This is a genomic window from Stenotrophomonas sp. I18B00994 (genome assembly GCF_014145825.1).
In the GTDB taxonomy this organism is placed as follows: domain Bacteria; phylum Pseudomonadota; class Gammaproteobacteria; order Xanthomonadales; family Xanthomonadaceae; genus Stenotrophomonas; species Stenotrophomonas maltophilia.
Genome location: NZ_JACIUW010000001.1, coordinates 19,523 through 37,897, shown reverse-complemented (window position 1 = coordinate 37,897; position 18,375 = coordinate 19,523). Strand labels below are relative to the sequence as shown.

Below are 18,375 nucleotides of genomic sequence, written 5' to 3'. Positions count from 1 at the left end.
GATATCGCCGTCAGCCCGTGCGGGCCTCGCGGCGGTGATGCACCCAGTAGTACAGCGTGGGCAGTACCAGCAGGGTCAGCAGCATCGCCGACAGCAGGCCACCGATCACCACCACCGCCAGCGGCTTCTGGGTCTCGGCGCCAATGGCATGCGAGGTCGCCATCGGCAGCAGGCCGAACATCGCCAGCAGTGCGGTCATCAGCACCGTGCGCAGGCGCTGCAGCGAGCCCTGCACCACCGACTGCAGCAGGTCCATGCCCTGCTCGCGCAGCTGGGCGAAGCGGCTGAGCATCACCACCCCGTTCAAGACCGCCTGCCCGAACAACGCGATGAAGCCGATCGCCGCCGACACCGACAGTGGAATCCCAGTCAACCACAGGGCGAGAATGCCGCCGATCATCGCCAGTGGCACGTTGGCCAGGATCAGCGCGGCGCTGCTGATGTCCTTGAAGGCATCGAACAGCAACACGAAGATGATCAGCACCGACAGCGGGATCACCCAGCCCAGCCGCTTCATCGCACGCTGCTGGTTCTCGAACTCACCGGACCATTCCAGCCGGTAGCCTTCCGGCAACTGCACGCTGGCGTCCACGCGCTTGCGCATGTCGGCCACCACGCTGCCCATGTCACGCCCGGCGATGAAGATGCTCACCGCCTTGACCCGCTGTGCATTCTCGCGCGAGATGTTGATCGCACCGCTGGCCATGCGGAAGTCGGCCACCTCGGACAGTGTCACCGTGTGCCCATCACCGATGCCGACCGGCACCGTACGCAGCCGCTGCAGGTCACGGTCGGCATCGTCCAGGCGCAGCGTGATCGGAAACCTGCGGTCACCCTCCCACAGCTCGCCGACCTGGCGCCCGCCCAGTGCGGTCTCGATCACCTCGTCGATGTCGCGCACGTTCAGGCCATAGCGTGCAGCACGCTCGCGGTCAATCTCTATCTGCAGCTGCGGCAGTGAGCCGTCACGGTCGATGAAGGCACTCTCCACGCCCTCCACGCTACGCACCTGGCCCAGGATCGCCTGCGCCTGCTGGTTGAGTACATCCAGATCCGAGCCGCTGACCTTGATCACCACCTGGCCCTTGATCTGCGAGATGCTCTCCAGGATGTTGTCGCGCACCGGCTGCGAGATCGAGAACTCCGGCCCCGGAATGCGCTGCTCCAGCGTGCGCTGCAGGTCGCTGACCAACTGCCGCTTGTCCACCCCCTTCGGCCACTCCTTCTCCGGCTTCAACGCCACCAGCGCCTCGATCTGGTTCGCGCCCTTGGCATCGGAGCCGTCTTCCGGCCGCCCCAGCTTGGCCACCACCGTCGATACCTGCGGGAAGGTGCCGACCAGCTCACGGATGCGCCGCGACTGCTGCTGCGCCTCGGCCAGGCTGGTGCTCGGGTCGAGCGTGGCGGTCAGCCAGATCGAGCCCTCGTCCAGTTCGGGCAGGAACTCCGAACCCAGCCGCGTGCCCAGTGCGAGCGTGCCGACCAGCAGCGCAACCGCGGTCAGTACCACCGCACGCGGGCGAGCCAGAGCGCGCTCCAGGATCGGCTGGTACCAGCCGGTCAGGCGGTCCATCAGCGGATTGCCGTCGCGCATGCGGTCGCGCCGCAACCACCAGTAGCAGAACAGTGGCACCACGGTCAGCGCCAGGATCAAGGCACCGATCAACGCCGAGGTCACCGAATAAGCCATCGGCGCGAACATGCGGCCCTCCTGGCGCTGCAGGGTGAAGATCGGGATGTGTGCGGCGATGATGATCAACATCGAGAAGAACGTCGGCCGCCCCACTTCCGATGCGGCTGAAAGAATGGTCGAGAACCGTGTCTTCCGGTCGGCCGCAGGGGGCAGCTTCGACAATCGCGAGACGATGTGCTCGGTGACGATCACTGCGCCATCGATGATGATGCCGAAGTCCATCGCACCCAACGACAGCAGGTTGGCCGGTACGCCCCACAGATGCAGGCCGAGGAAGGTCGACAGCAGCGCAAGCGGCATCATCGCCGCCACGATCAGTGCGGCGCGGGCGTTGTACAGGAACAGCCACAGCACCAGGAACACCAGCACCGCGCCTTCCAGCAGGTTGCTGAAGACGGTTTTCAGCGTAGTCGAGACCAGCCACGAGCGGTCGTAGAACGGCTCGATGCTGACCCCGTGCGGCAGCTGGTTGGCCTCGATCTCGGCGATGCGCGCATGCAGGGCGTCGAGCACCTCGGACGGATTCTCGCCCTTGCGCATCAGCACCATGCCGAACACCGCATCGTCATTGTCATCCTGGCCGACCAGGCCCTGCCGGGGCAGGCCGGTGTCGGCGATGCCGGCCAGGTCACGCACCAGGATTGGCGTGCCCCCGCGCTGCGCCACCACCACGTTGCCGATGTCGGCCGGCGAACGCATCAGGCCTACGCCGCGGATCAGGAACTGCTGTTGGCCGCGCTCCACGTAGCCGCCGCCGGCATTCGAGCTGCCCTTCTCCAGGGCCTCGGCGAACTCACCCAGGCTAATGCCGCGGTCACGCAGCTTGTCCAGGTCCGGCTTGACCTGGAACGTGCGCGCGAAGCCGCCGAAGCTGATCACATCGGCCACGCCCGGCACGGTGCGCAGGCTGCGCTCCATCGTCCATTCCTGCACGGTGCGCAGCTGGGTTGGCGTCATGTGCGGGCCTTTCAGCACATAGCGGTAGATCTCACCTACCGCCGAGCTCATCGCCTCCAGTTCCGGGGTCACCCCTTCCGGCAGCTCCACCCCCTGCAGGCGCTCCAGCACCTGCTGGCGCGCGAAATAGTCGTCGGCCTTGTCGTCGAAGGTCAGGATGATCATCGACAGGCCGAACTGGGTATGCGAGAACACCCGCACCGAATGCGGAATGCCGGACAAGGCCACTTCCAGCGGCATCGTAACTTCGCGTTCCACCTCTTCGGCGGCCCGGCCGGGGTGCAGCGACACCACCGTCACCTGGGTATCGGACACATCCGGAAAGGCCTCCACCGGCAGCACGCGGAACGCGGCAATGCCAGCGCCGATGAACAACAGCAGCGCCAGCATCACCATCAGCGGCTGGCGCAGGCAATAGGCAATCAGGCGATCGATCATGGGGCCGCGTGCCCCGTGCCGGTGCTGGCGGCGGCTGGCGCGCTGTCGACCAGCTGCTGCAACAGCAGGCCGCCCTCGACCACCACCCTGCTGCCCGCAGCCAGCCCTTCACGCACCCACAGGCGGCCATCGCCCAGTTCCTCGGCATGCACGGCATGGCGCACGTAGCGTCCCTTGTCCTCCTCCACGAACACCACCTGCTTGCCGTCGATCAGCAGCACGGCCGCATCGGGCAGCGAGACACCGCCCTCGGCCGGCAACGCCACCTGGGCGCGCACGTACTGCCCCGCCTTGAAGCCGCGTGCGCGGTTGTCCAGCTCCGCGCGCGCCTGCACCACGCGCCGTTCGCTGTCGACGAAGTCATCCACGTGCTGCAGGGTCGCCTGCAGCAGTTGGCCATCGGCACCAGGTACGCTCGCCTGCATGCCCGCCTTCATGCGTCCGGCCAGGCTCTCGGGAACATCCAGCAGCAACCACAGGCGGTCCGGATCGCCAATCACCGCCAATGGCTGTTCGCTGTCCGGGCTGACCGACATGCCCGGGCTCATCCGCCGCTCCACCAGCACGCCATCAATGGGCGCGCGCAGCGGCAGGCGCTGGTCGACGCGCTGGCCGTTGCCATATGCCTTGGCGAAGGCGGTTGCACGCGCATGATCGGCCTGGCTGCCGGCGAAGTTGGCCTCGGCCTCGTCCAGTTCGCGGCCCGACGCCACACCCGCGGCATGCAGCTCGCGGGTGCGCTCCAGCTCCCTGCGCGCCTGCTGCAGCTCGGCGCCGCCACGCACGCCCTCCGCCTGGGCCTGGCCGAACTCGGGCGAGGTGATCCAGGCAATCACTTGGCCGGCCTTCACTTTCTGGCCCGGCTGCGCCTCGATGCGCGCCACCTGCCCCGGCAACGGCGTGCGCAGTGCACTGGAACGGGTCTCGTCCCAGACCACCCGGCCCGGCAGCTGCAGGGTGGCGCTGGCGCCGGCGGTCACCGCCTCGCTGCGCAGCACGTCCAGCTGGCGGCTGCCGGCAGGAAACTGGATCTGGCCGGCACTGATCTGCGGCGCATCCTCGGTGTAGGACGCCGGCTCACGGCCGCAGCCGACCAGCAGGGCCAGCGCCAGCAAGGCCGGCAGCACGCCGTGTCGCGCCCGCGGGCGATGGGCGACGGGGGACTTCATCGGGACTCTCCTTCAGCAACGGATGTGGCCGCTTCCCAGCGCGCCAGGGCAATGGCATGGTCGGTGCGCGCCTCGATCAGCGCGGCCTCGAACTCGCGCCAGCTGCGGCGCGCATCCAGCAGATCGGTCAGGCTGGCGGCGCCGCACCGGTACGCCAGTTCGATGCCCTGCACCGCCTTGCGTGCGGCGTCGGACTGCAGTCCCTCATAGTCGCTGCGGCGCTGTGCGGCGGACTGCGCGCTGGCCTGCAGCTGGTCCAGCTCGGCGCGTGCTTCGCGCTGCAGTACCTGCAGCTCCAGCGCGGCGCTGTCACGGTCGGCCTCGGCACGCTGGATCGCGCCGCGTGCACGTGACGGGCCGCCGAGCGGAATGGTCAATGACACACCCCAGGTGACGCCGCTGATGTCGGTCGGCTCGCGCTCGGCCTCCACACCCAGCTGGATGTCGCGATGGCGCTCACTGCGCGCCAGTGCCACACCGGCGTCGGCCGCGGCCAGGCGCGAACGTGCCGCGCGCAGATCGGCACGCTGCTGCGGGTCGAACGCACGCGTATCGACCCTGCCCGCGGGGTCTGGCCACGGATCATCGGCGCTGAGGTCGTGGCTGTCGTCGCGGCCGAGCAGCAGCCCCAGCGCATGCCGTGCATCGCGCAGATCCAGGGCCGCCTCGCGCGCCGCGTCGGCTACGGCGAGATCGTCCACCGCCAGCCGCGCGCGATCCACCGGTGCCATCGCCCCTGTCGCGACCTGCCTGTCCGCCGCCGCCATCTGCTCGGCCGAACTCTGGCGGTTGGCCTCGGCAATCTGCGCCCGCTCCTGCGCGCCCTTCAGGCCGAAATAGGTTTCATGCAGCGCCACTTGCTGGCGGCGCCGGGTATCGAGCATCTCCAGCCCGGCCACTTCCAGCAGCGCGTCGGCCTGGCGGATGCGCAGTGCGCGCTTGCCACCACGTTCCCAGGTCCAGCCCAGGCCCACGGTGCTGTCCACCCGCTTGTCCTGCCAGCGCCCAGGGCCGATACCATGCTTGGGGCTGATCTTGCTGGTGCCGATCGACAGCTCGGTGGCCGGGCGCAATGCCGCCGTCTGCGCATCGCCCTGCACACCGCGCAGCTCCAGTGCGGCCGCGCGCAGGTCCGGGTTGTGTGCTTCCATTGCGCGCTGCGCTTCCTGCAGGGACAGCGCCGAAGCCGCAGGCGCGCACAGAAGCGTGGCCAGCACAGCCGCAAGACGAGAGGAGAAATTCATGCACGTCACGGTAAGGTGATGCACTTGCGCCAAACTTGCCCCAACCTTGCACGAAGCTTGCAATGCGAATCCTGCTGATCGAAGACGACGCCGCTCTGGCCGATGGACTGATCCGCGCCCTGCAGGGTGCCGGTCATCTGTGCGACCACCTCTCGCGTGGACTGCACGCGCCGGCGGCATTGGCCAGCGCACCGTATGACGTGATGGTGCTGGACCTTTCATTGCCCGACGTCGATGGCCTGGACCTGCTCTCGCGCCTGCGCAACGACGGCGCCACCCTGCCGGTGCTGATCCTGACCGCACGCGATGGTGTGGAGGACCGCATCCTCGGCCTCGACCGCGGTGGCGACGATTACCTGGCCAAGCCGTTCGCACTCGGTGAGCTGGAAGCCCGCCTGCGTGCACTGTCGCGCCGCCGCAGCGATGCACCGGCGCAGAAGCGATTGGGCCGGTTGTGCTTCGACAGCATCCGCAATGAAGTGCAGGTTGAAGGCCAGCGCATCGAGTTGACCGCGCGCGAGCTGTCGCTGGTCGAGGCACTGATGCAGCATCCCGGCCGCACGGTTACCAAGCAGCGCTTGTTCGATGCGCTGTACAGCTGGGACCACGAGGCCAACCTGTCGGTGATCGAGGTGCATGTCAGCCGCCTGCGCCGCAAACTGGAACAGGCGCGCGCCGGCGTCGGCATCCGCATGCTGCGTGGGCTTGGATACCGGCTGGAGGCCGTGGGTGACTGAGCGCGTGCACAGCCTGCGTGGCCTGCTGCTCAGGCGCCTGTGGCTGCCGCTGCTGGTGCTGCTGCTGTGCAGCGCAGTGGGTTCATTTGCGCTGGCCCGGTTCTATGCCGGCCAGGTCTACGACCGCTGGCTGCTGGATTCAGCGATGTCGTTGTCCGAACTGGTGACGGTGCAGGATGGTCGCGCTTCGATCGAGATCACCCCAGCCGTCTCGCGCATGTTCAGCTGGGACACCGCCGACGAAGTGCATGGCGAGGTGGTCGATGCCGAGGGTGGGCGTCTGTATGGCGACCTGCCCGAAGCCCTGCCCCGCCCCGCAATCGCAGCGGGAAATGATGACGACGCCATCTACTACGATGCACGTGTGCGTGGTCAGGCCGTGCGCATGGTCGAGGTGGTGGTCAGCGCCGGACCGGGCCATGACATCCGGCTGCGCGTGGCTGAGACGCTTCGCAAACGCCACCGGCTGGAGCGCAAGCTGCTGCTGACCAGCGTTCCCTTCCAGGCCGCGATCCTGGCACTGGCGGCGTGGCTGGCCTGGTCCGGTACAGGCGCTGCCGCTCGCCATGCCAACCTGGTTGCGCGGAAGCTGGCCAGCCCGCGGCCGGATCCGTTGGCACCGTTGGACCCCGCGCAGGAGGCGCCGCGCGAACTGTGGCCGGCGGTAGAGGCCTACAACGCGCTGCTGCAGCGTCTGGATGCGATGCAGGATGCGCAGCGGCGCTTTGTCAGCAATGCCGCGCACCAGCTGCGCACACCGCTGGCAGCGATGCAGGTGGAGCTGGAGAGTTCATTGCGCCAGCACGACCCGCAGGCCCAGCAGCTGGCGCTGTCCGGCACGCTGGCCGGGCTGGCCCGCTTGCAGCATCTGGTCAACCAGCTGCTGATGCTCAGCCGCTCGGAAGATCCGCATGGCAGCGCACTGCCACTGCAACCGGTGGACCTGGCTGCGTTGGCACGCGGGGTGGTGGAGCGCTACGCCGACCGTGCGTTGGCGGCGGGCGTTGACCTGGGCTACGAGGGGCCAGACGACGGCGTGCAGGTGCAGGGCGATCCGCAGCTGCTGCGCGAAGCGTTGGGCAACCTGCTGGACAACGCGCTGCGCTACGGTGCCGTGCCCGGCGTAATCACCCTCGGCGTTCGGCAGGAGGCCGAAGGCGTGCAGGCATGGGTTGACGATGACGGCGCCGGCATTGCCGAAGCCGAACGCACGCGCGTCACGGAACGCTTCTACCGGGCCAGCAGCGAAGGCGATGGCTGCGGGCTGGGGTTGGCGATTGTGGCCGAGATCGCGCAGCGACATGGCGCGATCCTGATGATTGATACCGCCCCGATCGGTGGCGCGCGGGTGGGGTTGCGGTTCCGTTTCCGCTGACCTCCCGCGTGCCAACCAAGGTTGGCACCTACCAGGTGCGGGGCAATGGCGGCGGCAGGACGGCGCCGCCCCGCATCACCGGCTCATCGAGTACGGCGCCTGCGCGCCCTGCCCCGGCCAGTCCTTGTTCGGCTCGGCCTGCATGCTGAAGCGCAGCTCGCCACCGGCCAGGATCTCGTCGTGGCGCAGGAAGGTGCGCTGCAGCGGCTTGCCGTTGAGGCTCACGCTGCCCACATAGGTGTGCCTGTCATCCAGGCCATCGGCCACGATGGTGAACGTCTTGCCGTTGGGCAGGCGCATCGCGGTCTTCGGCAGGAACGGGCGACCCAGGATGTACTCGCCCGAGCCCGGTGCCACCGGGTAGAAGCCCAGCGCGGTGAACACATACCACGCCGACATCTGGCCGACGTCATCGTTGCCGGCCAAGCCATCCGGACGGTCGGCGTACTGGGTGTCCATGATCTGCTTCAGGCGCGCCTGGGTGCGCCACGGCTGGCCAGCGTACGAGTACAGGTAGGCCACATGGTGGCTGGGTTCGTTGCCATGTGCGTACCAGCCGATCAGCCCGGTGATGTCTTCCATGTGCTCGAAGATGGACGGATCCACCTTGGCGTTGAACACCTCGTCCAAGCGCGCGAGCAGCTTGTCGCTGCCACCGTGCGCTGCCGCCAGCCCGGCCACGTCCTGCGGCACATACCAGGAATACTGCCAGGCGTTGCCCTCGGTGTAGTCGGTTCCGTAGCCGCTGGCGCTGGGGTCGAACGGGGTGCGGAAACTGCCGTCGCGCTTGCGTGCGCGCATGAAGCCGGTGTCCTTGTCGAACGCATTGCGCCAGTTGGCCGCGCGCTTGTCGAAGGTCGCCGCGATATCGCCCTTGCCCATCGCCTGCGCCATGCGTGCGATGGTCCAGTCATCGAAGGCGTATTCCAGCGTCTTGCTGGCCGCTTCACCTTCCTCGTCGATCGGTACGTAGCCCAGCTCGCGGTACTGTGCGATACCGTCATAGGGGCCGTAATTGGCGGTCTCGACCATCGCCTTCAGCGCCTTGTCGGCGTCGAAGCCACGAATGCCCTTCACGTAGGCGTCGGCGATCACCGGCACGGCGTGGTAGCCGATCATGCACCAGTCTTCCAGGCCATGGAACGACCACACCGGCAGCATGCCGTAGGGGCTGTGCTCATGGTGGGCCAGCATCGAATTGACGAAGTCGCTGTTGCGCTTCTCCGGCTGCACCAGGGTCAGCAACGGGTGCAACGCACGGTAGGTATCCCACAGCGAGAAAGTCGAATAATTCGTGAAACCATCGGCCTTGTGCACGGCATTGTCCGAACCGCGATACTGGCCATCGGCATCCATGAACAGCGTCGGCCCCAACAGTGTGTGGTACAGCGCGGTATAGGCGCTGCGGCGAGCGTGCTCGGGTGCATCGATATCAAGCACCGACAGCGCCTGCGTCCATTCCTGTTTCGCCTGCGCACGCACGCGGTCGAAATCGAAGTCGGCCACTTCCGCGTCGAGGTTGGCAATGGCGCCGGCCTCGCTGACCGGCGAGATGGCAACCTTGACCACCAGCGGTGCGTCCAGCTTGCCGAATGCGAAGGTACCGACCAGCTGACGGCCCTCGATCTGTGCGCGCTGGGACGGATCCTTCTCGCCCGGCGGCGGGAAGCCCTTGTAGACGATGTCCTGCTCGGTGTTGTGCAGCTCATGCCCGGCCAGCGGGCGCGAGAAGCGCATCGCGAAATACAGCTGGCGGCCCGGCGCCCAGCCGCGCGTCTCGCGGAAGCCGGTCACCGTGCCGTCGGCACGCACCCGCACCCGCGACCACAACACCTTGCCCGGGTAGTCGTACATGCTGGTGCGCATGTCCAGCAGCACCTTGGCGTCGGTGCCCTTGGGGAACGCATAGCGATGCACGCCCACGCGGGTACTGGTGGTCAGCTCGGCACGCACCTTGTAATCGTCCAACGTGACCGCGTAGTAGCCCGGCTCCGCTTTCTCGTCATCATGGCGGAAGCGGGAGGCATAGCCGCTGCGCGGCTTCTCGGGATCGCCACGCTCCAGGCCGGGACTGCCGGTGAACGGCATCAGCAGGATGTCGCCCAGATCGGAATGGCCAGTGCCGGAAAAATGGGTGTGCGAGAAGCCGACGATGCTGCTGTCGTCGTAGCGGTAGCCGGCCGCCCAACCGTAGGCCTTCTCGCGCGGCTGGATACGGGTATCCGGGCTGAGCTGGACCATGCCGAACGGTACCGTCGCACCCGGATAGGTGTGACCTTCCCCACCGGTGCCGATGAAAGGGTCCACCGATGCATAGGCCTTGTCGGCGGCGGTTCTGGCAGGCGCGGCCGAAGCCAGGCCGGAAGCGAGCATCGCCGTGGCGGCGACAGCGATCAGGAGACGACGGTCCAGCGTGGGCATCGGCATTTGGATCGATTCAGGTGATAGCCGGATGCTAGCACCGGGCCTGTCACGCCGCATGCTGCAGTGCGACTGCCCCGCGTGCTGCGCCCGGTTCACTCCTCAATCGGGAAGCGCGCCCTGCAATGACATGAGGTCCGCGCTGTCCAGCGGCCTCACTACCCGCGCGACCTCGTCTCCATCGTGCAGCAGCACCACCGTCGGCCACAGCTTCACTTTGAACGCTCGGCCCAGGGGCCTGCCCTTGCCATCCTCGATCTTCCAGTGCGGCAGATCGTTCGCTTCGACAAAGGCCTGCAACGCGGGCTGCGCGGCCTGGCAGTGGCCACACCAGGGCGCGCCAAACTCGAGAAGCAGCCAGCCGACCTGCGCCTCCACATCCAAGCGGTCGGGCTCCGCCGACAGGTGATCGCGCATGAATGGCATCCGCGCTACGCCGCCAGCGCCTTCTGGATATCCGCCAACGGCGCGTTGGTCAGGTCCTTGGCGATGTCGCCCAGCAGGCGGGCCTGGGTTTCCTTGTGCAGCAGCGGACGGATGCGTCCCAGCGTGGTCGGATCAGCGATCAACACCAGGTGTGCATAGCGGTTCTTCAACGCATCCTCATTGAGCTGTTCCGCCACCTGCTTGGCGAACGTCGCCTCGTTGAGCTGGGATACCGACATGTCCTTCGGCACTGCACCCGCAGGCCCCTGCCCGGATACACCCTGCTCGCTGATGTCCTGCAGGCGCAGTTCGCCTTCCTGCTTCAAGGCCAGCTGGTGATCGCTGCCGACATTGGTGAATACACGGGCCGAACCGCCATCGGCGACAACCACAAGCGTACCTTCGGGAATGCGACGGGTCATGCGATGCTCCTTCTCTGTTGCGTTCGCCCACAACGTAGAGGGCGGCATGTGAGCAGCACGACCAGATTCCGTTCAACGCACGTCATCATTGCTTTGCAGATGAACAGGCATGATGGAACACAGCGTGCAGACAACTGCGCTTCGCTGCACGCTCACGCGCGTGCCGTTATGATGAACGGATGATCGACACGACCCACTACGTGACGGGCGCACCTGTTACGTGGAAAGCACTGCCGACCGGCGCTCCGCTTGCCACGCATGTTCCTGCTCCGCCCATCCATCGCCTCGCGCTGGATCCTGGCGGATGACGCCCGCAGGCACTTCGCCTGCATCCCCCGCATCGCTGTGATTCCCGGCCGCTGACCGCGCGGCCGTCGTGATCCCGTTGCCGTGCTTCCGCCGACACGGCGGTGCCACGCCGTGCGCGTGCATCCACGCATGCCGCCGTTTTCTCCATTTCAAACCTCCCAGGGAGCCCCCATGCAGGACACCCCCGATGCACATGCCCATTTCGGCTGGTTCAAACGCCGCCGCCATCTGAAGGTAGATGAGATCACCGTCGTCGATACGCCCATGCTCAAGCGCGCCGTCGGTGCCGCCGCACTCGGCAATGCCATGGAGTGGTTCGACTTCGGTGTCTACGGCTATCTGGCCGTCACCATCGGCCAGGTGTTCTTCCCGTCCAGCAACCCCACCGCACAGGTGATCGCCGCCTTCGCCACCTTTACCGTGGCGTTCCTGGTGCGTCCGCTCGGCGGCCTTGTGTTCGGCCCGCTGGGGGATCGCTACGGCCGCCAGAAAGTGCTGGCGTTCACCATGATCCTGATGGCGCTGGGCACGTTTGCCATCGGCCTGATTCCGTCCTACGAGCGCATCGGCATCTGGGCGCCGGTGCTGTTGCTGCTGGCGCGCGTGGTGCAGGGCTTCTCCACCGGTGGCGAGTACGGCGGTGCGGCCACCTTCATCGCCGAGTATTCCACCGACCGCAACCGTGGGTTGATGGGCAGCTGGCTGGAGTTCGGCACGCTGGGCGGCTACATCGCAGGCGCCGGTACCGTCACTGCGCTGCACATGCTGCTGAGCAGCGAGCAGATGCTGGACTGGGGCTGGCGCATTCCATTCCTGGTGGCCGGCCCGTTGGGCCTGCTCGGCCTGTACATGCGCATGAAGCTGGAGGAAACCCCGGCGTTCCGCGCGTTCGCCGAAGAAGCCGAGAAGCGCGAGCACGACCGGCCGGGGCTGGGCGCACTGTTCCAGGTGCATGGTCGCCAACTGCTGGTGTGCATGGGCCTGGTGCTGGTGTTCAACGTCACCGACTACATGCTGCTGACCTACATGCCCAGCTACCTCAGCGTCACCATGGGCTATGCCGAGAGCAAGGGCCTGCTGCTGATCATCATCGTGATGCTGGTGATGATGCCGCTGAACATCGTCGGCGGGTTGTTCAGTGACAGGCTGGGCCGCCGACCGATGATCATTGGTGCCTGCATCGCGCTGCTGGTGCTGGCGATTCCGTGCCTGCTGCTGGTCGGCAGCGGCAACGACGGGCTGATCTTCCTTGGCCTGATGCTGCTGGGCCTGGCACTGGTGTGCTTCACCAGTTCGATGCCGTCCACGCTGCCGGCGCTGTTCTATACGCCGGTGCGCTACAGCGCGCTGTCGATCGCATTCAACGTGTCGGTGTCGCTGTTCGGTGGCACCACGCCACTGGTGACCGCGTGGCTGGTGGAACGTACCGGCGACCCGCTGGTGCCGGCCTATTACCTGATGGGCGCGGCGGTGATCGGGCTGGTGACCATGCTGTTCGTGAAGGAGACCGCCGGCCTGCCGCTGCGTGGCTCACCGCCGGCAGTGGGCAGCGACAGGGAAGCCGCTGCGTTGTTGAAGAGCGATGTACCGGTAACGGTGGACCCGACCTTGCCACCACTGCCGGAGGCTGCGGAGCCTGAGCAGGTGAAGCCGGCCTGAGGCCGGCCGCAGAACGCGGTCCCCGCTTGGCGTGGACCTACGGGGCCAGTGGCGCCGGGCGAATACGCCCGGCACTCCCTGGCGCTATTTCCTGATGTGAGTCAGCTTCCCCGGCGTCCAACGCAGCGTCCATGTGTAGTTTCCGTCCGGCGGACAGACGTGGCGGTTCGGGCTCTTCCATTCGCAGACCGTCGCGCCGGCACTGACAGTGAAATCGACAACGATGCGATCACCCTGGATGCGGATGGCACGGATGGCGCCTGGAATCTGTTCAGCCGCGTCGTCAGCATAGCCATACCTGCGGATGGCGGCATAGTCCTCTGCTTCCACCGGCGACAGGCTGTTCGGGTTCTCCCGGCCGCGCGGATCGTTTGCCGTCAGCGCCGTCATCACCGCAACAACGTTGCTTTGGGCGAAGCTGCCGCCGGAATAGTCGGACGTGTAGAAATACACGACCTCGGCACGGCCATCACCATCGAGATCGGCAACAGCGGTCCAAACCGGGCGGAAGCCGGATTCAATGTCGCCGCCGGGAATCAGCCGCAGGTTGGCTTCGGCGGCGTGGAAGGCCTGCACCAGGCTGGGCGGCGATGGTCGCTTGGCTGCAGGCGACGCGGCCATCGTCGGCATGCAGGACAGCGCGAGCGCGGCAAGCACCAGGCAGATGGAACTGAAGCGGAACGTCGCAGGTCCGTGCATGTCATCCTCCTTGAGTGTGCGGTCAGTCTAACCGCAGCTCCGGTGGCAGTCGTGCACGGCGCGGTTTCGCGCGATGTGTGAAGGGTATCCACGTATGGCGTGGATCTAATTCGAGGTATTCAACTCCATCGCACGCATCACGATGGGCTTGGCCCAATCCGGCGTATGCAGCAGCTCGGCCACTGAGACCGGGTACTGCAGCTGGCCATGCGCCATCGCCAGCACCGGCAGCGGCTCGACGCAGCCGTCGGCGTCGGCGGGAGCGCTGTTGTCGTAGACATGCAGCTCGGCCAGGTGTGGCAGCAGGTCCAGCAGGTTCTCGCGCGCCGAATCGAAGCGGGCGTGGATCTTCTCCACCGGAATATCGTGGCCACCGGCCGCTACCCGCGCAGCGACGCGGGCGATGTGCAGCTCGACGCTGGACAGGCCGCAGAACCATACCGCCACATGATGCTGCTCACAGGCCTCGCGCAGCAGGCCTGGAATGGTGTTGCCGCCCAGCGTGGTCTCGAAGGCGAAGTCCGTGCCATCAGCCATGGCCTGGCGCAGGCGGCGGGTGCCTTCCTGCCAGGCCTCCGCATTGGCATCGGGCAGCGGCCAGCCGGCCTCCACCAGGCGCCGGGTGAACGAATCTGGGTTGAACCAGCCCAGCCCTTCGGCTTCCAGCCAGGTACCCAGCAGCGAACTCTTGCCGGCGCCATTGACGCCGGCAAGCACCAGGATCCGCCCCATCGGTCAGAGCGGACGGCCGAGGGTGACCTTGCGACCGCGGCGGATCGGCTGGCCCAGCACCTTGCCCAGCCCCTCCCCGCGCTGCAGGCTGGCCAGGGTCTGGTCAAACTCACCGCGCAGGCGCAGCAGTTCTTCGCTGCGCTCGCCGGCATCGCCGCCAGCGGCCTTGGCCAGCAGTTCCTGGTAGGTGCGGATGTCCACGATCACCGCTTCGGGGTGGTTGTGGTTGGTGATGACCAGCGCCTGCTTCTCGCGCACGGTGCGCATCAGGCTCGGCCAGCCACGGGTCTTCACCGACGACGCGGGGGCCTTTTCGAGGCCAGGCAGATCCAGCGGCAGGGTCATGGCACGGCTCCAGACGGGGACAGTTGAGGCCATTATGCCCAATTTGGCCCAATTGGGGATAAATGGACTTTTACCTGCCGGAACCGCCCGCCGCCGCGCCGGGAGCGTCGGTCTGCAGCAGGCTGTCTCGCTCGCGCAGCGGAAAGCGGATCCAGGCATCCAGGCCCTGCGGGCCAAAGCGCAGCTCGCCGCTGCCGGCGAGTTCGTAGGGCACGCGCTGCTCGATCAGCGCCCGGCCAAGGCCACGCTGCCGGGGCTGCTCCCAGTCCTCCACTTCGGCATGGCGCTCACACCAGTGCAGACCCAGCCATGGCTGGCCGGCCTGAACCTGCAGATCCCAGGTCACCTCGATCCGGCCATCCTCATGGGTCAGTGCGCCATGCCGCAGGGCATTGCTCGCCAGCTCGTGGATCGCCAGGGACAGTACTTCGGCCGCCTTCGGCGGCAGCAGCACATCCTCGCCCTGCAGGCGGTAGGCCGCCGCTGCCGGCGTCTGCGCCGCGATCTCCTCATCGAGCATGCCACGCAGACAGACCCCGGCATTGGCGCCGCGGGTCAGCAGGCTCTGCGTGCGCGCCAGCGACATCAGTCGCCCGCACAACCGTTCAGCGTATTCATCCACGCTGCTGACCGACTCGCGGGTCCGCCAGGCAATGGCATGGATGGTGGACATGATGTTGCGCACCCGGTGCTGCAGTTCGGCCAGCAATACAGACTGGCGCTCGGTGGCACGCTTGAGATCGTCGATGTCCACGGCGATGGCAAATACGCCGCTGACCTCACCGTCGCCATCGCGCAGGGGCGCGGCCGCAACCCGGGTCCAGCGCGCGCGCCCATCGTCATGCAGATACTGGAACTCCAGCCCAGGCACCACGGTCTCGCCGCGCATCGCACGGGCGATGGCGAAATCCTCCGGCCCGATGGCGCTGCCGTCCGCATGCCAGCCAAGCCAGCGATGCAGGTTCACCTCATCCGTGGAGGGCACCTTGCCGCTGGGCAGGTAGGCACGCATCTGGTCGTTGGACAGCTGCAGGCGCCCTTCGGTGTCGACAATGCAGACGCCCACCGGCAGCACCTTGAAGGCCAATGCCAGGCGCCGGTCCGCCTCCCGCCGCTTCTGCTCTTCGCGCTCGCGTGCCGATTGGGCCACATGCGCCGCTGTGGTCTCGAACATGGTCACGAGCACGCCGTTGATGCGCCCTTCCTCGCCAAGGATCGGGCTGTAGGTAATGGTGAACCAGACATCCTCCAACCGCCCGCGGCGTGCCAGGGGATAGAGTTTGTCCTCGTAGGTGATGGTTTCGCCCTGCCAGACGCGCTGGTAGATGGGCCCATTGATATGCCAGACCTCGGGCCAGCACTCGCGGGTCGGCTGGCCGAGCCCGCCGGGATGCTTGTCGGCCAGAATCTCGGCATAGCCATCGTTGTAGAGCTGCACCAGCTGCTCACCCCACAGCACGATCATCGGGAAACCATGGGCCAGCATCAGGTCGACGGTGGCGCGCAGGTGGGGCGGCCACTGCTCGCAGGCACCCAACGGCGTGGATGACCAGTCGTGGCGGGCGATGCGCGCGGCCATGCCATCGTGGCGCACATGCAGCTGCGGTGCAGGTGGCATCTGGCCACGCAGCTTGGCGGCGTGGATGTCTTCAGGACGGCGCGACATGCCGCGCAATCAGGCAATGCCCGCAGAGACCTGCGGCGCCGCCACCAGCGCGGCCAGCTGCTGCACCAGCGCTTCGATGTGATAAGGCTTGGTACAGCGCGGCGCGCTGGCAAAGCGGCTGGGCAGGTTGTCGTCGTAACCGGAGGTCAGCAGGAAAGGGATACCCGCCTCGGCCAGTCGATCGGCCAGCGGATAGACCTGCTCACCGCCCAGGTTGATATCCAGCAGTGCCACATCGATGGGATGGATATCGACCAGCCGCCCCAGCGCCTGCAGGTCACCGGCAGGCCCCACCACCTGTGCGCCTTTCAGCTCCAGATAGTCGACCAGAAACATCGCGATGGCGAATTCATCCTCCGCCACCAGTACACGCAGCCCTTTCAGGCCCTCTGGTTTGTTGCCCGCTTCCAGCACGACCGGCGCTCCTCGATACACGCGGCCCAGCTCTGCCGCAACACCCGAAGGATGCGCGAAACGGGCTACAAGAGCGCGTGATGATGAATGAAGATCGCGGCCACGGCGCGTTCACCGTGGCAGCGCAGCGGCGCGTTCAGAAGGCCCGTTCCCATTTCAGGCTGAGCAGGCTGCGGTCGTGGCTGTACAGCCAGCCGACGTTGCTGTCGATGCGCGCGTAGCGCAGGCTCAGGCTGGGCACCAGCCCGGCCACCGCCAAGCGCTCGCTGCGCACGACAGCAATCAGGTTCTGTTCGCTGTCCTCACGCCGCGCCTCCAGCAGCGGGCTCCACGCATCGTAGTCGCGCTCGCGCAACGACACGAACACGGTGGCGGTGGTGCCCGTCCACTGGCGCGCCGCCCCCAGGCGCAGTCCACGCTGGCGGTAGCCGTTGGCCGGATTGGCGGCGCGGCTGTCACTCAGGTCCAGCCCGGCAAAGAGGGTCCAGCGCGGGTTGAGCGCACGGAACCAGGTGGCATACACCGCGGCCAGCTCACCGTCGTAATTGCTGGCCAGGCCGCGCTGGCGATAGCGCTGGCGCTTCCAGTCGGCCTCCAGCCTGAGCAGGCTGCGCGCGTCCAGTGCATATTGCCACTCGCCATGCAGCCCGCTGCCGCCCTGCAGAGCCCGGTTGCCCAGGCCCTGGTAGTCATAGCTCGGCGCGATCTGCAGGGTATGCCGTGCGCTGCGCCAGCTATAGCCCGCCTGCACGCTCGCATTGAGCTCGTTGTAGGCGCTGTGCCCGCGCCATGCCTGGCCGAACGCAAGCGCGCGCACATAGACGCCGTGATGACCGGCCAATGCCCAGCGACGCTCCAGGTTGCCGTCGTAGTCCAGGCCCATGGCGCGCTGGGCATCGGGAAGATTGCGCTGGATGATGCAGGTGTCGCCCACTCCGAACAGACAGGTGCGGCTGGCCGAGCTGCGGTTGACGTTGTTGCTCCATGCCGGGCCGGCTGCCAGCGCTCCTTTCCAACGCCTGCGCGCCTGCAGTGCGGCCAGGTAGGCGTCCACCCGTCCGCGTACACCTCCGGTAGTGGGGTCGTCGGCATTGATGTCACCGGCGATGGCCGTGAACAACGCCTCCGCATCGCGGTCGCGCTGGTCCTCGGCATGGACACGTGCAAGCTCAAGGCGGGCCGGCAGGAAATCCGGCTGCGCCGCCAGCAGTGCTTCGTACTCGTTGGCCGCGCGGTGGTGATTGCCGGCCACCCGCGCCAGGCCGCCCTGCGCGTAGTGGCGCAGCAACGGGTCGTGGCCGGGCAGTTCGATGTATTCGTCCAGGAAGCGCTGCGCTGCGCCCCATTGCTGATGCTGCAGCGACAGGTACAGCGCCTGGCCCAGATCGTCGACCGTGCGCTCCACGCGCAGGGTCTGGCCGTCGATGGTGATGGTCGGTCGCGCCGACTCGGCCTGCTGCAGGCGCTGCTGGTCCTGCTGCTGGTGGCGCAGCTCGCTGCCCTGCTCCAGCACACGACGAAGATCATCCTGCTGGGCGCGCACATCGGCAGCCGCCAGCAACAGGATCACAAGGAAGATGGGATGGCGCATGGTCGATCCGTGGCGGTGCATGCAGCGGGCCGAAGCAGGGACTGGCGGATCGCGGCTTGTCCCTGCCCTGCCCCGTCA

Annotated in this window: 15 protein-coding genes; 3 read left to right on the top strand and 12 right to left on the bottom strand. The window is 67.1% G+C overall.

Translation table 11 applies throughout. The features are described from left to right. Positions 1 to 10: 10 nt before the first annotated feature. From H4O10_RS00175 to H4O10_RS00165, 3 genes are read right to left on the bottom strand one after another with little or no spacing between them, the layout of a single operon-like run. Positions 11 to 3,088 carry a CusA/CzcA family heavy metal efflux RND transporter gene (locus tag H4O10_RS00175; protein ID WP_099596107.1) on the bottom strand — a complete coding sequence of 1,026 codons (3,078 nt, stop codon included), beginning with the start codon at positions 3,086 to 3,088 and terminating at the stop codon, positions 11 to 13. After that, the gene (locus H4O10_RS00170; protein WP_012480417.1) at positions 3,085 to 4,257 is read right to left on the bottom strand and encodes an efflux RND transporter periplasmic adaptor subunit; all 1,173 of its coding nucleotides are present in this window, start codon (positions 4,255 to 4,257) and stop codon (positions 3,085 to 3,087) included. The genes H4O10_RS00175 and H4O10_RS00170 overlap by 4 nt, the downstream gene beginning before the upstream one ends. Further along, positions 4,254 to 5,501: a TolC family protein gene (locus tag H4O10_RS00165; RefSeq protein ID WP_012480418.1), complete on the bottom strand. Its 1,248-nt coding sequence runs from the start codon at positions 5,499 to 5,501 to the stop codon at positions 4,254 to 4,256. Before H4O10_RS00165 ends, H4O10_RS00170 begins: the two co-directional genes overlap by 4 nt. A 62-nt stretch (positions 5,502 to 5,563) precedes the next feature. On the opposite strand from H4O10_RS00165, the gene H4O10_RS00160 reads away from it, so the two are divergent. Beyond that, positions 5,564 to 6,238: a response regulator gene (locus H4O10_RS00160; protein ID WP_005413615.1), complete on the top strand. Its 675-nt coding sequence runs from the start codon at positions 5,564 to 5,566 to the stop codon at positions 6,236 to 6,238. After that, a complete protein-coding gene (locus tag H4O10_RS00155) occupies positions 6,231 to 7,613 on the top strand; it encodes a sensor histidine kinase (RefSeq protein ID WP_012480419.1) in 1,383 nt (460 codons plus the stop codon). The genes H4O10_RS00160 and H4O10_RS00155 overlap by 8 nt, the downstream gene beginning before the upstream one ends. Positions 7,614 to 7,688: 75 nt before the next feature. Here H4O10_RS00155 and H4O10_RS00150 read toward each other — a convergent pair whose 3' ends face one another. The 3 genes from H4O10_RS00150 to H4O10_RS00140 form a co-directional block, all read right to left on the bottom strand. After that, positions 7,689 to 10,040: a GH92 family glycosyl hydrolase gene (locus H4O10_RS00150; protein WP_012480420.1), complete on the bottom strand. Its 2,352-nt coding sequence runs from the start codon at positions 10,038 to 10,040 to the stop codon at positions 7,689 to 7,691. A 96-nt stretch (positions 10,041 to 10,136) separates the two neighbouring features. Beyond that, complete coding sequence (locus H4O10_RS00145; RefSeq protein ID WP_012480421.1) at positions 10,137 to 10,460, bottom strand: thioredoxin family protein; 324 nt, start codon at positions 10,458 to 10,460, stop codon at positions 10,137 to 10,139. A gap of 5 nt (positions 10,461 to 10,465) precedes the next feature. Beyond that, positions 10,466 to 10,882, bottom strand: coding sequence for a host attachment family protein (locus H4O10_RS00140; protein WP_005409854.1), 417 nt, complete (start codon positions 10,880 to 10,882; stop codon positions 10,466 to 10,468). A gap of 480 nt (positions 10,883 to 11,362) precedes the next feature. Between H4O10_RS00140 and proP the strand changes: the two genes are divergently transcribed. Further along, positions 11,363 to 12,850 carry a glycine betaine/L-proline transporter ProP gene (proP, locus tag H4O10_RS00135; protein WP_044570299.1) on the top strand — a complete coding sequence of 496 codons (1,488 nt, stop codon included), beginning with the start codon at positions 11,363 to 11,365 and terminating at the stop codon, positions 12,848 to 12,850. A gap of 84 nt (positions 12,851 to 12,934) precedes the next feature. On the opposite strand, the gene H4O10_RS00130 is transcribed toward proP, so the two are convergent. The 6 genes from H4O10_RS00130 to H4O10_RS00105 form a co-directional block, all read right to left on the bottom strand. After that, a complete protein-coding gene (locus tag H4O10_RS00130) occupies positions 12,935 to 13,549 on the bottom strand; it encodes a hypothetical protein (RefSeq protein WP_005409856.1) in 615 nt (204 codons plus the stop codon). A gap of 105 nt (positions 13,550 to 13,654) precedes the next feature. After that, a complete protein-coding gene (locus tag H4O10_RS00125) occupies positions 13,655 to 14,281 on the bottom strand; it encodes a hypothetical protein (protein WP_005409857.1) in 627 nt (208 codons plus the stop codon). 3 nt (positions 14,282 to 14,284) lie between these two features. Further along, a complete protein-coding gene (locus H4O10_RS00120; protein WP_005413623.1) occupies positions 14,285 to 14,626 on the bottom strand; it encodes a type II toxin-antitoxin system prevent-host-death family antitoxin in 342 nt (113 codons plus the stop codon). 70 nt (positions 14,627 to 14,696) lie between these two features. Continuing rightward, positions 14,697 to 16,292, bottom strand: coding sequence for a PAS domain-containing protein (locus H4O10_RS00115; RefSeq protein WP_049442097.1), 1,596 nt, complete (start codon positions 16,290 to 16,292; stop codon positions 14,697 to 14,699). A gap of 9 nt (positions 16,293 to 16,301) precedes the next feature. After that, positions 16,302 to 16,706: a response regulator gene (locus H4O10_RS00110; protein ID WP_012480424.1), complete on the bottom strand. Its 405-nt coding sequence runs from the start codon at positions 16,704 to 16,706 to the stop codon at positions 16,302 to 16,304. Between the two features lie 136 nt (positions 16,707 to 16,842). Next, positions 16,843 to 18,297 carry a surface lipoprotein assembly modifier gene (locus H4O10_RS00105; protein WP_044570304.1) on the bottom strand — a complete coding sequence of 485 codons (1,455 nt, stop codon included), beginning with the start codon at positions 18,295 to 18,297 and terminating at the stop codon, positions 16,843 to 16,845. Positions 18,298 to 18,375: the final 78 nt, after the last annotated feature.

What these genes read in the sequence shown, in the direction of transcription:
- H4O10_RS00175 (WP_099596107.1), bottom strand. Translation starts at nt 3,088, where the DNA reads ATGATCGATCGCCTGATTGCCTATTGCCTGCGCCAGCCGCTGATGGTG.
- H4O10_RS00170 (WP_012480417.1), bottom strand. Translation starts at nt 4,257, where the DNA reads ATGAAGTCCCCCGTCGCCCATCGCCCGCGGGCGCGACACGGCGTGCTG.
- H4O10_RS00165 (WP_012480418.1), bottom strand. Translation starts at nt 5,501, where the DNA reads ATGAATTTCTCCTCTCGTCTTGCGGCTGTGCTGGCCACGCTTCTGTGC.
- H4O10_RS00160 (WP_005413615.1), top strand. Translation starts at nt 5,564, where the DNA reads ATGCGAATCCTGCTGATCGAAGACGACGCCGCTCTGGCCGATGGACTG.
- H4O10_RS00150 (WP_012480420.1), bottom strand. Translation starts at nt 10,040, where the DNA reads ATGCCGATGCCCACGCTGGACCGTCGTCTCCTGATCGCTGTCGCCGCC.
- H4O10_RS00145 (WP_012480421.1), bottom strand. Translation starts at nt 10,460, where the DNA reads ATGCCATTCATGCGCGATCACCTGTCGGCGGAGCCCGACCGCTTGGAT.
- H4O10_RS00140 (WP_005409854.1), bottom strand. Translation starts at nt 10,882, where the DNA reads ATGACCCGTCGCATTCCCGAAGGTACGCTTGTGGTTGTCGCCGATGGC.
- proP (WP_044570299.1), top strand. Translation starts at nt 11,363, where the DNA reads ATGCAGGACACCCCCGATGCACATGCCCATTTCGGCTGGTTCAAACGC.
- H4O10_RS00130 (WP_005409856.1), bottom strand. Translation starts at nt 13,549, where the DNA reads ATGCACGGACCTGCGACGTTCCGCTTCAGTTCCATCTGCCTGGTGCTT.
- H4O10_RS00125 (WP_005409857.1), bottom strand. Translation starts at nt 14,281, where the DNA reads ATGGGGCGGATCCTGGTGCTTGCCGGCGTCAATGGCGCCGGCAAGAGT.
- H4O10_RS00120 (WP_005413623.1), bottom strand. Translation starts at nt 14,626, where the DNA reads ATGACCCTGCCGCTGGATCTGCCTGGCCTCGAAAAGGCCCCCGCGTCG.
- H4O10_RS00115 (WP_049442097.1), bottom strand. Translation starts at nt 16,292, where the DNA reads ATGTCGCGCCGTCCTGAAGACATCCACGCCGCCAAGCTGCGTGGCCAG.
- H4O10_RS00105 (WP_044570304.1), bottom strand. Translation starts at nt 18,297, where the DNA reads ATGCGCCATCCCATCTTCCTTGTGATCCTGTTGCTGGCGGCTGCCGAT.